Source organism: Steroidobacter cummioxidans (genome assembly GCF_003104955.1).
The window spans coordinates 1-13,696 of record NZ_LSRW01000057.1; the positions used below are offsets into that span (position 1 = coordinate 1).

At 57.6% G+C, this 13,696-nt stretch carries 10 protein-coding genes and 1 pseudogene; 5 read left to right on the plus strand and 6 right to left on the minus strand.

What is annotated here, in order from left to right:
- Positions 1–998: 998 nt before the first annotated feature.
- Positions 999–2,492, minus strand: a complete 1,494-nt coding sequence (locus tag D0550_RS24045) for a VCBS repeat-containing protein (protein ID WP_116811743.1) — start codon at positions 2,490–2,492, stop codon at positions 999–1,001.
- A 10-nt stretch (positions 2,493–2,502) separates the two neighbouring features.
- On the minus strand, positions 2,503–3,192 hold the full coding sequence (locus tag D0550_RS24050; RefSeq protein ID WP_153067313.1) for a hypothetical protein: 690 nt from the start codon (positions 3,190–3,192) through the stop codon (positions 2,503–2,505).
- 814 nt (positions 3,193–4,006) lie between these two features.
- Here D0550_RS24050 and D0550_RS24055 point away from each other — a divergent pair.
- Positions 4,007–4,411 carry a DUF4279 domain-containing protein gene (locus tag D0550_RS24055; RefSeq protein ID WP_116811745.1) on the plus strand — a complete coding sequence of 135 codons (405 nt, stop codon included), beginning with the start codon at positions 4,007–4,009 and terminating at the stop codon, positions 4,409–4,411.
- A 78-nt stretch (positions 4,412–4,489) separates the two neighbouring features.
- The gene (locus tag D0550_RS24060) at positions 4,490–4,858 is read left to right on the plus strand and encodes a DUF7674 family protein (protein WP_153067314.1); all 369 of its coding nucleotides are present in this window, start codon (positions 4,490–4,492) and stop codon (positions 4,856–4,858) included.
- A 131-nt stretch (positions 4,859–4,989) separates the two neighbouring features.
- Here D0550_RS24060 and D0550_RS24065 read toward each other — a convergent pair whose 3' ends face one another.
- Positions 4,990–5,367, minus strand: a complete 378-nt coding sequence (locus D0550_RS24065; RefSeq protein ID WP_153067315.1) for a hypothetical protein — start codon at positions 5,365–5,367, stop codon at positions 4,990–4,992.
- A gap of 707 nt (positions 5,368–6,074) precedes the next feature.
- Entirely contained in the window at positions 6,075–7,667 is a 1,593-nt protein-coding gene (locus D0550_RS24070; RefSeq protein ID WP_116811748.1) for an isocitrate lyase, read from the minus strand.
- Positions 7,668–8,260: 593 nt separating this feature from the next.
- Between D0550_RS24070 and D0550_RS24075 the strand changes: the two genes are divergently transcribed.
- Entirely contained in the window at positions 8,261–8,902 is a 642-nt protein-coding gene (locus tag D0550_RS24075; protein ID WP_206606504.1) for a tetratricopeptide repeat protein, read from the plus strand.
- Positions 8,903–8,976: 74 nt separating this feature from the next.
- Here D0550_RS24075 and D0550_RS24080 read toward each other — a convergent pair.
- Both D0550_RS24080 and D0550_RS24090 read right to left on the minus strand, forming a co-directional pair.
- Positions 8,977–9,834 (minus strand): annotated as a pseudogene (locus D0550_RS24080) (alpha/beta fold hydrolase); the annotation flags it as partial.
- Between the two features lie 1,262 nt (positions 9,835–11,096).
- Positions 11,097–12,011 carry a hypothetical protein gene (locus D0550_RS24090; protein WP_206606505.1) on the minus strand — a complete coding sequence of 305 codons (915 nt, stop codon included), beginning with the start codon at positions 12,009–12,011 and terminating at the stop codon, positions 11,097–11,099.
- 599 nt (positions 12,012–12,610) lie between these two features.
- Between D0550_RS24090 and D0550_RS24095 the strand changes: the two genes are divergently transcribed.
- Positions 12,611–13,066, plus strand: coding sequence for a hypothetical protein (locus tag D0550_RS24095; RefSeq protein ID WP_116811751.1), 456 nt, complete (start codon positions 12,611–12,613; stop codon positions 13,064–13,066).
- 96 nt (positions 13,067–13,162) lie between these two features.
- A complete protein-coding gene (locus tag D0550_RS35610; RefSeq protein WP_206606506.1) occupies positions 13,163–13,693 on the plus strand; it encodes a hypothetical protein in 531 nt (176 codons plus the stop codon).
- The last annotated feature ends 3 nt before the right edge of the window (positions 13,694–13,696 follow it).

The window sequence follows — 13,696 nt, forward strand, 5'->3', positions numbered from 1 at the left end:
GGCTCGGAGATGTTTTACTCAGCGCAGGACGAAGGCCACTTCCATGCGTAGGCCAAGGTCGCCGCCGATGCAAAGCTGCATCCGGTTATAATCCAGCCTGCTCGTTTGCAGAGTCTTGCGGCACGCTATGGGGCGATCCATGTCGACTACCGGGACGGAGTCTTATGGCTGACCCGACCGGATCGTGAACCGGCGCAGGAGCAAAGCCTGACGTCATCGCCTTCTACGGGTCGTCAAGTTAGCCATGGAAACTGAAACGCTCGAATTGCGTGGGGCTCACGGCTGGTTCTCGATGCATGCTCGTCTGCTCGAGCTGGGAGTGAGCCGCCTCTGAAACGTGCAGTACATTCAATACGCCGCGGGCGGCAGCGGGTTTCAGGGAACGGGATCATCATTTGTCGAAGATGAGGCGCTTCATCAATTTTGCCGCGACATCCCTGCGTCAGCTGAAAATCTTACGAACAGTGTCGAGATCTGAGGTCACGAAGAGCGGGGCTTGGTACTGAGCATCAGCCCTGGCCATTCGCCGCAAACGCGGTGCTCTATCGCTTCATCCAATCATCGCAGTGTCGGGTGTTGCACAGTGTCGAAACAGTTGCCGGCGGCTCTCGAATGTCGCACGACTTCAGGATGGCGTTATATACATTCTCCAGCAGCCGAAGTGACGCGATCTCCACTTCGTCGCTCGCCTGGTCATACCAGTAGGACACCATTCGCATGCTCGGCGGCGGTCCATCGAGGACCATTATGCTGACGCCCTGGGCTCCGTCCCGTCTCACGTTGAATTCGACCGCTCCTGCTTGATCCTGTATGCGGCCGAATTTTTCCACCGGCCCGACATATCGGGCCGCCCCGTCAACACACGCTGGATCGATTGGGCTCGGAGTGTCGACAGTAATTGAGGCTCCCGAAAAGCTTTCGCAACCGGCAAGCACGCAGGACAAGCCGACGACGAGGCTTGTCCATGCGCGCTTGTTGAATCGCACGATCCGCATGCTTTATGGGAATATCGCCGGCACTATCACGTTGAGCTCAGGCAAGGTATTGCCAACCTGGTTGCATTGCGACCATTGAGTTTCGCTGTTGTTGAGTAAGTACCGGTCCGACACGAGCTCGGCCTCCTGTTCCAGATTGTACTCCCAGAACGTCTTGCTGAGATCGATCGGCGTGTAGCAGTAGTTCCCCAACGAGATGATACGCAGGGCCAGCATACAGCCGTTCGTCGCCCGGCAACCGCGATTGCGATTCTGATAAACGTGGAACAACTCGTGCACGATGTTGCCCCTGTTGGTGGTGGGCACCCCAGTCGCCATGTAGTCCGGGCGCCAGGGCAGGAACCAAACGTTACGACCCACGTAGATGTGCCCGTTTGGTGCCATGACCTGGCTCTGAATGCCGAGGAATCCGCCATTGCATATCCGCACGCGGTCGACGTTGCGAATGTGCATGCCATTGCCCAGCGCCAGCTCGCTCTTCTCGCCGCTCGTCAACAGCCGGCAACGCGATGAATCCGTGGTAAGAGCGGCGAACAATGCCGCGATCTCCGACAGGATCTCGAAGCCGCGCGATTTCGGCAACTCTGGATCGGCCGAAGACTCATGTTCACGGGTGCCTCCTCCGCGAAGCACGCCCTCCATGACTTCCACGCCGAAGGTTTGCTCGAGCACGTTGGCAATGACCGTGGCGTTGGACGACTGCGCGATCACGGACGTATCCTGCAACGTCGGATCGAACGCATTGGCCAGGTTATTCGCAGCCTGGCTGGTGAACGTGGTCTGAAACTCGAGCACGTTATAGTGAACGTTCAGCCACATGATCCAGCCATACGTGGGGCTATAGTCGCAAAGGCCACCGGTGCACACGTCCGGCACGGTCTGGCTGTTGAACATGTTGCCGGTGATCGGCATGCCATTGATCAAAAAACCCAGCAGCGACAGTTGGTAGAGCGAATACCAACCGGTCTCGACGACTTCTTCGATCCGCGCCGGAGACATGGTCCAGTTATGTACGTCGGTTATGAACTGACGCACCGACGCGGTTACGGTTGTGAGCGCGGCAGGCGGCGCGAAGCGTTGAGAACTGCCGTATACGATCACTGGATCGCTGTTGGGAATGCCGGATACCAGCACGTCGAGGACACCGTCCATGTTGGTGTCGACTGTTTCAACCAGGATGCTCGCCGCCTGCTGCCATTGTGAGATGGCGCTGCGCTGCGCGCCGGTCAGACTGGACACGATCTGAAAGGTGTTGTTGGGCTGACGCTGCAGCACGAACGGCGCCACGTCGGTTCGCGTTGGCACTGGAATGAGCAGGTCTTCCAGCGGGATCATCGCCAGCTTGGGCTTCGCTTTTAGATAAATATCCTGCAATCCGTCGCCATTGAGGTCGCCGGTCACCGCCGAATAGTTGTGATCGAAGCCTGCCGCGTGAGCGACCACCGGAACGATAGCCCAGCACAGAACCAGCAGACATGCCGACGTGAATTTGTTCATGGCCTGTTACTCATTCCTTGTGTCTGACGCCCATCACTGCGTTTAGTCGCGCAGGCGCCGCCGCCCGCAGCCCGAATTGGCCTTGCGATTTTTCGTACTCGCCAAACCTCGCCTCGCCAAGCCCCTGTCGGATCGCATTCGCGGTGGCGGCTCCCGACAGCGGTATGACCCCATCGGTCAGCGCATTGGGACCGGCAGTTGCGATCAACGACGAGAACACGCGACGGAATTCTTCTTCTTCGAACTTGAAGCCGCCCGCAAGCAGAGCCTGTGCAGCCGGGGAGGCGCGCAGCTGATACTCAAAGAGCTCTTCGGGGGTGAGTAACTTTCCCAGCGAGCCGAGAAAGGCTTCGCGGACTTGTGCCAACTCACTTGGACTGGCGCCGCGAATAACGGCCTCCGCGCGACGGCGCGAGGTCTCGGCCTGCAGGCGCGCAAGGTCTAGCTGCTTCGCGGATGAGAGAAACGGATATTCCGTATCCAGCGGCCGGAACAAAGTTCGGAACGCGGGATCTTCGACAGCGCCTTCGCCCTCGATTTTCAAGATGTCGCGACGCGCCTGTTCGGCTGCCGCCGCCTCGGCCACTTGCCTGTTCGAGTCGCGGAGCATCTGCGGCGTCCAGTACTCGTAGGGTGCCGGAGACGCGCCGGCATTGAGGAGCTGTTGCGCCATCAGTTGCTTGGCCGTCCCTTCCGCCATGCCACACTGCTTCAGTTGCGCGACGAGCGAGATGGCATCCGCTGGCCCGTCATCCCCGCTCGACGATCCGACATCAGGTCTGCGATCGATCCCCCACAGAGCGAGGAGTGCAGCGTTGATTGCCAGCGAAACGATTAGCGCAGATCTCATTCAAAGCCTGCCTTAACCGGAATTCGGCACTACGCACCGAGATTTTTCGTATCAGCGCCATCACGGCGGCGCATGAGCGCCGGACCGAGAAAGCCGAGGACAGCACAGATCGAGCATGGCCCGATGAAATGGGAGTTTTCTTGAAAGAGGGAGTCAGCGATCCTTGCCATCTTCTATTGCTTTCATTATTCGCCATCCATGGGAACGTCTGTGTTGCTGAAAATCTCGCACCGCCGTCAGTGCTTGTCAATACGCCATGCTTTGCGGAAACATAAATTCAGGTTTTTGATGAGTTGGCCAATGTTGTCGCACCAACGGCTCTGTTGGCTATCGTCTAACCAGTGGTTCCTTTGCTGATCTGGAAAAGCTCGGTCTCACGCCGGAGCAGGCAATTGGCATGCGGTTCTCACGCAATGGAGGAACCGACGCAGACGAAAATGGCCGGGCTGCTGATATCATGTTCGATGGCACTATCGTCTGCAAGGTGATAGGAAGAATGTGGCCGGCTGCGGATTCAGTAAGCGTGCGTGGCTATCCGAGTGCGTTTGTCGAAGCCTCGGGGAGAGGCGAAACGAGTATATGGGCGGGAGTTTCTTTATAGACGCTCGTGCACGATTGGCCAGTCCAGTCACATCTTGTCGTTCACGGTCTAGGGAGCGCAATCATGAGTGGAATCGGTACGGTGCTTCGCCTTTCTGGCTCCAAGAGGAGCGTGGAGACCTTTCTTGCGGGAACGAAATGGACGCCACTGTCTGTGTATTGGAAAGGTAGGAAGCGTTTCGAGAGCTCAAGATCGGTTTCAAAGGTCAGCGGTCTCAACGTGAACATTTCCGACGCAACTGGTCTGCAACTCTCAAAGCAAGTCAAAGACGCGCTTCGCATTCTTCGTCGAGATGCGGTCGAGTTACACAGGCTGAAAGAGCTCAAGCTGCACGCGGTGCTGGACTTCGGTGTCGAGGTCAAAGACAAGGATGGACCCGCATTCTTTCGTTTCCCATCCGAGCTCCTGCAGTCGCTAGCGCAATGCGGTATCAGCCTAGAGGTTTCCTACTACGGTAGCCAGCCATGACTGCTAACAAGCGCTGCGGAACGAGCGTAAAGGCTCAAGCATGGCGTTAGATCTCAAATGCGGGACTACGGTCAGAGTATGAGTGCATGGCGACGGAAGGCGCTGGGGCTGTTTCCGGATCTTAGGAACGACATCGAAGATCCGGATACGTCCGTTATGGGGCTCTTCTTTGAGTTGCTGTCGCGGTGTCGCGATGCGCACGGCCGCAACGATCTGGAGGAACTGAGGAGGATCTATGGGTTTGCGGATTGGTGTGCCAGCCAGACGGCGAAGGAGCTGTGGAATGCAGCCGGGGTCGGCTTTTACGAGCATCTCGCTGACTCAAGGCAAACGTTCGATGAGATACCGCTATGGGTCAGCAAGCAGGTCTTTGAGGATATCGCAGGCCTATTGGAGGCTAGGGGCGGAAGAGAGCGCGTGGCGGAACTGCGGCGAAGATACCGATGACTGATAACATCCGGCTGGAGTACTCAGCCGATTGCTCAGAATTGCCACCAAGATAGCCTCCTTGGTGGCAAATTGACTTGCCGATCTTGAGGAGTGATCGAGAGTTCAAGTCGGCAATGCGAAGCACGTAGTTAGTCGACTATTCTGATGCCGTGTATGTAACAGGCGTCCCACGCCCCGTACTTGGTCGAATCATAGTAGTACTCGATCACCACCCTGCTTCCAGATAACTTTGCTGAAAGGGTCATTGCCATCTTGTTCTTGCGGCGCTCCTTTACCGCTTCGTCCACAGGAGAGACCTCGCGGTTGTAGAGATAAAGACTGTTCCCTTCAATGCAACTGGAGTTGACGGCTGTTGAAAACCGTACGAACGGGTCACCCCATTCATTCATGTAGATACTGTCGATAGAGAGTGGTGGGCTCGTGGCGACCGTATATGCAGCCGACGCAGTCGTGCTGCCGAGCAAGAGTACAGCCGCTGTAATCGAAATCGTAAATTGTCTGTTCACTACTTTGAATCCTCGCTGACCCTGATATTTACAAGCCGATGTAATATCGCTACGCAAACGGCGCGAGACGGATCACGTGCGTGCGAGTAGCCAGGCTGCGTGCCATATCCGTTCAACGTCGCGTCTGTGATGCAGGTGAATCGCTCCTTGCTTCCCTTCCGTTTGGCAGGTACGCCAAGCTGCTATCTTGTGAGCAGGGCTAATTAGTTGTGTGTCTGGGCGAGAAATTGACGGAAATGCATTGCCCTGTCAACCGCGAGGGATGAAATTCAGGATTTCCAGGAGCGATGCGATTGCGGTCGGCAGGGGGCTCGATGGCAGGCTGCGGTAGACGAAGACAGCGATGCAAGATCGTCATGATTGGACTGGCGAGCGGTAGGCCAGAATCGAAATCATCAGCTCAGTCCCTGAGCTCGTTGCATGCAGTCTTGGGATGTTGACGGGAAGTGTTGATGTGCGTGGCCGTACAAGTGCTTGTTGCAGGCTGCTGGTGTGAGGATATGTCAGACAGGGCCGTGTTCGGGTCCTCGGCTAAACGAAGCGATCGGTGAAGACTTGAGAAAGCGAGGGCACTATCCGGTTTCATTCTAGAGAGACTTTTCTTGCCGGACATTGCTTGAAAAGCAGACGGCCCGAGGATTTCTCCTCGGGCCGTCGCCGGATCAATCGTCTTTGCTATCAGCCGCTGCGCCGGCTTCGCGATAGGCTCAGAACTGATTCATCGTGTTGTGTACGCCGCCCGCTTTGAGGGCCGCTTCACCAGCGAAGTATTCTTTGTGGTCATCGCCGATGTCCGAGCCGGACATGTTCTGATGCTTGACGCAGGCAATACCTTCGCGAATTTCCTTGCGCTGCACGCCGGCAACGTAAGCCAGCATGCCTTCCTCGCCGAAATAGCCCTTTGCCAGATTGTCGGTAGACAATGCAGCCGTGTGGTACGTCGGCAGCGTAATCAAGTGATGGAAAATACCGGCGTCGCGCGCCGCATCGCGCTGGAAGTTTTGAATGCGACGATCGGCTTCCTTCGACAGCTCGGAACCGTCGTAATCTGCGCTCATCAGCTTGGCGCGGTCGTAAGCCGATACATCCACGCCGTCCTTGCTCCAGGCATCGAAAACCTGCTGACGGAAATTCAGCGTCCAGTTGAACGACGGGCTGTTGTTGTAAACCAGCTTCGCGTTCGGCACGACCGCGCGGATGCGATCCACCATGCCCTTGATCTGGCCGATGTGGGGTTTCTCGGTTTCGATCCACAGCAGGTCGGCGCCGTTTTGCAAGCTGGTGATGCAGTCGAGCACGCAACGATCTTCGCCTGTGCCGGAACGGAACTGGAACAGGTTGCTGGGCAGGCGCTTGGGGCGTAGCAGCTTGCCGCCACGATTGATGATGACGTCGCCATTCTTCATGGTGTCCGGCGTCACCTCGTCGCAATCCAGGAAGCTGTTGTACTGGTCGCCGAGGTCCCCGGGTTCGCGCGTGTAGGCAATCTGTTTGGTCAGGCCGGCACCCAGAGAGTCGGTGCGAGCAACGATGATGCCGTCATCGACGCCGAGTTCCATGAACGCATAACGCACGGCGCGAATCTTTGCGAGAAAGTCTTCGTGCGGCACGGTGACCTTGCCGTCCTGATGGCCGCACTGCTTTTCATCGGAAACCTGGTTTTCAATCTGGATGCAGCAAGCGCCCGCTTCGATCATTTGCTTGGCCAGCAGGTAAGTCGCTTCGGCGTTACCAAAACCCGCATCGATATCGGCGATGATCGGCACTACGTGAGTCTGAAAATTGTCGATGCGGTTCAGCACGTCCTTTTCTTTGGCCGCATCTTTCGCGCTACGCGCCGCATCGAGATCGCGGAACAGACCGCCGAGCTCGCGAGCATCCGCTTGGCGAAGAAAGGTGTACAGCTCTTCGATCAGCGACGAAACGGAAGTCTTTTCGTGCATCGACTGATCCGGCAGCGGACCAAAATCGGAGCGCAACGCCGCGACCATCCAACCGGACAGATACAAGTAGCGGCGCTTGGTCGATCCGTGATGCTTCTTGATGGAGATCAGCTTCTGCTGACCGATGAAGCCATGCCAGCAGCCCAGCGATTGGGTGTATTGGCCGGAATCCTTGTCATAGGCGGCCATGTCCTCTCGCATGATCTTCGCGGTATAGCGCGCGACATCCAAACCCGTCTTGAAGCGGTTCTGCAGACGCATCCGCGCTACATATTCCGGGCTGATCGCGCTCCAGCTTGGGCCATTTTGGGCGATGACCGCGCCGGCTTGATCCGCGGTGCTTGCATAGTTCGACACAAACGTACTCCTAATCGAGATGACAGGGCTTCTGGCGACGGGGCCCTGCAGGCGGACCCCGGCGCCGATAGCCACGGGTTGAGGCCACCTTAGCTGCTTGCCATCCCGACGTAAAATATATGGTTCATTGAAAGGCCATACTTTTTTCGTATGGCATATGTGGTTGCGTCGCCTAAGCTATTTTTCGCCGTCACCGAACACGGTCCGGCTTTTAAAATCAATGGCTTAGAGAGTGGGGTGGGTGGGCGAATTGTGTGTCACGCCGTCGCAGGCAGCTGATGCACCCCGCGGCAATGAGGGCGTCAGCGATGCTGAGCTGTACGAAGACACCGGCCAGTACCAGTTTTGACGATACGAGATCAGTTGATGATTATGGATAGCTGAGTGTCTGCCGGAGGGAGCGCTCAGTATCAATCATTTACCGATTAATCATTCGTCGACGTCCGCTTGATCGAGGTCGTGCTTACCGTGCTCCCTGTGAAGCAAGCAGTAGGGCAGGCGTGAAGACGTCCGAAGCGCGGATCGGTCTCTCTACCCGCGGCGCGCTCGATGCCCACTGTCGTGAATACCCCCGTCAAGCCGAGGAAAGTTTCATGAGCAATCGCGTACTTCGAGGCATTGTGCCGCTCGTTGGTTTGCTAGTGAGTGTGGCTCACGCTCAGGCGCCGTTCGACGCGGAGCTTGATCGCATTCAGCAGCAGTGGACCGTCGCGACCTACCAGATCACGTCGAAAGACGAGAAGGTGAAAGCATTCGATGCACTGGCATCCGAAGCACATCAACTCTCGACAGCCAACCCGCAACGCGCCGAGCCGCTGATTTGGGAGGGCGTCGTGCTCATCACCTACGCTGGTGCGAAGGGCGGCATGGGCGGGCTCAGCCTGGCAAAGAAATCCCGTGCGGTGCTCGAAGCGGCACTCGAGATCGACGATGAGGCGCTGGATGGTTCGGCGTATACGAGCCTGGGGGTGCTGTACTCGAAGGTGCCTGGCTCTCCGGTAGGCTTCGGCAGCGACGACAAGGCGCAGGAGCTATTTACCAAGGCGCTCCAGCTCAATCCCGATGGCATCGATCCGAACTACTTCTATGCCCAATATCTTTGTGACCGCAACGAATGCCGCGACGCCTTGCACTACTTGGAGCGTGCTGCAGAAGCGCCGGCTCGTCCGGGTCGTGAGCGGGTAGACGAGGAGCGACGTCGTGAGGTCATGGAGCTGATGGCGAAGGCGCAGTGAACGGCGCCGAGACATCTCGAAGGATCAAGCCCGCCGTCGCCCTGCTTGGCCGCGGCGGTCTCATCCACACACACGCGACAAAAAAACTCTCGGCTGAGCGCGACGACTTCAGCGAGATTCGTTTCCAGCAGCCAATGACCGCCATCGAGGATGTGCATCTCGGCGTTAGGCAGATCACGTAGATAGGCGCGTGCCGAGGCTTCAGGCATGTAGCCATCTTGCGGTCCCCAGACGATGAGTGTCGGCGGCTGATGCTGACGCAGATAAGCTTGATATTTCGGGAACCACGTGAGGTTTTCGCGCAAGCCCGCGATCACCTCGGCTGCAATCTCCTTTCGCCGCGGCGTAGTCAACGACCAATGCAGTTTCCACAGATCGGGACTGATGCGTCGGGCCAGCTCGGGCCGAACTTCGTTTAGAAACTCATCCCGAAACCCGTCTTCGCTCACGGCTTCGCCGAGTTTGGCTCGACGCTCGGGTGTGGGATCGCGAAAATACTCCTGGAGTGCAGCGTATTTCGGACCCAAGACGTCTTCGTAGATGTCACCGTTTTGAACGATCAACGCGACGATACGATCAGGGGCGCGGGTCGCGAGGCGCAGGCCGATCTGCGATCCGAAATCGTGCAGATATAGAACGAAACTGCGAATTCCGAGGTGCTCGATGAACTTCTCCAGGAACGCGGCATAACCATCGAAGTCATAGGCGAAACCATCGGGGGTGTCGCTGTAGCCACATCCCGGGAAATCGGGCGCAAGGAGCCGCCACCGATCCGCCAGCAACGGAATGAAGTTGCGGAACTCATAGGAGGAGCACGGGTAGCCATGCGGAAGCAAGACCGCCGGCGCATCAGCCGGTCCCGCTTCCCGATAGAAGATGCGTACTCCCTCAATTTCGGCAAACCGGTGCTGCACTGGAGCTGGGCTCGTCATATCGGGATACCTCGCGCTGGCGCACTCAACGAACGTGTCGCGTGTGCGGAGGTTCCAAGCGGAGCGGTTTGATACGAAGCAAGCGAGCGGCCACAGATCCGAATGGATGTTGAAAGGCCGGAAACGAGCGCTGGGTGGGCAGCGCCTTCTCAGTACACAAAGAAATTAGCTCAGAAGGTGATTACAGTAACGGCCGGGCTCTAGAAAAAAGTACTGCTCAAAGGCGGGGGCATCGGGACCCGTTTCCGAGCACATGGAACGTATAGATAATATTTTGGACAGGATGCGTAAGATTTGCGCGAGTACACAAGTATGCCCCTCGAGACAGGCGACCTGAATTTGCACGGTTAGCGTGCTCTTGCAGTATCTTGAGCCTGCTTCGACAGCATTCGAAACGTCTGCGACGCGTCGTCTGTACGTGGATCAGGTATGGAGTGCACTGGATCAGTGGTTGCGCGGGTCGGTAGCCCTTGTGCAGCCATCGCGATTCGATGCGGATTCAGATCTCTATAAAGCGTTGCTGGCGAAGTTTCAGGCAATGCGCTAGCCGATCCGACAGGTGTGTGTCGCGGATTCGAATTCGGGTATTTGTTTCTTTAGTTCCGGGAATCTCTGAACTGAATCTTACCAAATGGAACTTCATGGATGATCGCGTTCCATCCTATCCGGCGTAGTTCGGGGAAAGCCTGATTCGATGCTCCGTCACGCCGCCTTCGATTGACAACGTCGAACCGTCTGCGTCATCGTCGCGCAGCGGCACGAATAGCCACACGGAAGGAACGCAAATGAACGGCTCTCTTACAAAAAGATTAATAGCTGCCATCAAGCGCATCTCGACAGTCGGTTCCGCTATATTCATTGTCTGCGCCGCTCCGGCAAGTGCCGATCAAGGACAAGCTGTAGGAGTCGCGATACAAGACGTTGGAACAGCCAACGCAGAAAGCATCGTTTACATACGCCTTGCTTCTGCACCAACGGTACGGGCAGGTTGCTCGACTCATCCGCATTGGCACTTCGCGCTGGATGTGAGTTCCGCGTTTGGGAAGGCGACCTATCCCATACTGCTAGAGGCGTTTGCGTCGGGAAGAGTTGTTACGATCTATGGTACCGAGAGCTGCTATGGGAATATCGAAGCGCTTCGTGCCCTCACAGGGCATAACTGAAACGCAGACGCCTGCGTGCGGTACCACGGCTGGCTGCTGTACCGCGAACGAGGGACGATAGCCGTCGAACAACTGCTTGGCGCACGCGAGCGAGCAGGGCTATTTTTCCCCCGGTGGCTCGACGGCACCCAGGTTCAGTTTGCTCCACAGGCGAAAGGCCGATAGCGCAGCATCGGCGAGCAGCGGCAGAAAGCGCGGCTGCAGTAGTGCTGTATCGAAAGCGCGCATGCGCCGCGCATTCTCACTATGGCACTCCTCGACGAAACGCCGAAACGTCAATCCCTCGAGAAACTGGCTCACCTCTGTCGTCGAGAACTCGCGTGCCTCGGATTCCCTTTGTTCGCGTCGTACCGCGCCTGCGAGCCGCCCGATGGCGCGGCTGTAGAAGCGCAGCGAGTTGGCATGCCGCAGCAGCGCGCTGCGTCCGTGTTGAGTCTCGTGCCAGGCCATCCAGTTGATGAAGAAAACGATGTGGCGTGTTTCCTCGAGCATCAGCATCTCGAAGATATCGAACAGCGAGTCCGGCAGGAATTGCGATTGCCGCGCGAACTTGAAGGCGCCGAAGCCGAGAAAGCTGTCGAGGCACTCGCCGAAGCCGAAATCGATGAAGCGCGTTTCGAGGTCGCCCTCGATCGGCGCGAGCGGCCGCTCCGGCGCGTCGATGCCATAACGTTCGATCATCACCGCGAGCAGCCGGGCGTGGCGCGCCTCCTCGAGACCCTGCAGTACGATCGCTTCGCGAATGAGCGGATCAGCCACGCATGCGGAGAACGCGGCGACAATCGCCGCTGCGCGCCGCTCGGTGTGCCTCACTTCCTGCCAGAACGGCACGCCGCGCATGCGCTCGAGCTCGGTCTCATCCAACTCGGGCCAGGCGAGCGTGGTGGGCTCGAAATCGGTATAGGTGTCGATGAACTGTCGGCAGAACAGTCGTTTGTGAGCGTCCGATCCGATCCGCAGCATCTCGGCCGAGACCGGAGCGCCAAATAGCGAGGATGGCAAGGGATCGTTCATTCGAGGGTGATGTTGGTACGTGAGGTGGGTCGTCGTGGGATCACGGACCGCCGGTGTCCCCCTGCGAACATTCGGTCAAGGGCCTGCGCTTTGCGACTTCAAGAAGTCGACAGCTTCTCGGCGGTGTAAAGCACAACCCGTAGCGCGCTCGTCCGTTCCAAAGTGTTCTCCGAATCGGTCATCGAGTCCGGCGAGAGCATCAACGCGTCGGCAACGCATGACGGCTCAAGTCTCAGTCGGTGTTTGGCGCTGCAAGGTATGAATGCGATGAGCGAATTCGCTGGCTGCTCGTACGTGAAAAGTGACGAATGTTGACGGCAGCGATGGCTTTGGAGGCGATGTTTCGATTCATCTATCGCTGCGGCTATCGTCGGACAGAGTGACGCTCCGAATCATCTAAACCCCTAAATCGCAATAAAGTCGGTGACGAGTTTTGTCGCTGCTGCGATCTTATATCCTATAAGAAGCAATGTTTGCTGCCACGGTGCCTTTTGCCGGTCAGGGAAAACCATCGGGTCCTTGGCGTGTGACAACGGGTCGAAGGGTGGATACCCGTGGAGCGTCGGGTAAGTAGCGCACTTGATAATCAACGGAGTGCCATGAAGAGTGCGACCGCAAGATTCGTTGTGGCGTTATTGGTCGTTGCGGGTGCCTGGGATGATTTCCGTCAGGGACTGATAGAGGGCGCCGCTTGGACAGTAAATAACGAGGCGCCACCGGCGTCGAGCGGCGTTCAGCAGATAGGTCAGGCGATAGGTGCCGTTGGTTCGGGGATGGGGCGACAGCAGTTGAGCGGCTTGACGCCCGTCGCATCACGCAACATAAAATCTACGGCGCTTGTCACGGCTAAGGTCACAGCGGAGGTCGCCAAAGCCGAGGGAGCGACCGCTAAAATGGCCGGTTCACTGGTGCTCAAGGATGGTGAAACATTCACCGGCCTGAGCAATAGAGGCGGTGCGCCGTTTGCACGCAATCCGCTTGTTGACGCAGCGGTCGTGGAAGCGAAACTGGTACTTGGTAAAGCCGCGCCGGGTCATTCCGGGCCAGTGCTGTGAGCTGAATAATGCCGCACAAGCGCTCAATAGAGGATTGGATGTTCGTGGCTCTGCTGCCGCGGCCGTGGAAGTTCAAACGGGCACCGTGCGGCCGCCTTGCCCAACGTGCGCATATGTGATGAGGAAATTGGAAATCGAGCCCGCACAATGAACGCCCACTCTCGACATCTCGACTGGAAGAAGTATGACAGCCGTGTTCAAACTCTGGAGCGGCGGTTGGAGGCATTGCTCTCGTTGCCCCAATACTCGGGCGACGATCGCAGATTGGCGCGCGTCTATGTTGGGTTCGGCCGTCTCGTCGTCGACCGGTTAGAGCCCACCCTGGTCACGCATCTGACCCGGGCGGAAGAGTACGCCAGGACGAATGTTTTTCCAGAGGAGCTCGAGGGCGTATCTCACGAGCTGGGAATCGTTGCTCAGCAGTTGTCGTATCAGGAGTCGCAGTCGGGTATCGAGACCGATCAACCGTTCCTCTACCAACTGCTGGAAAGCTGCACGCGTCGAGAGTTTGCGATCTATCCGGCCACGGATGTCGAACCCGTCGCCCGGATGGCCGCGATCGGCGTCCCCGCGGATGATATTGAGAGCGTCGTTTATTCCGTTTATCCGGAACTGCGGAGCCGGTAACGC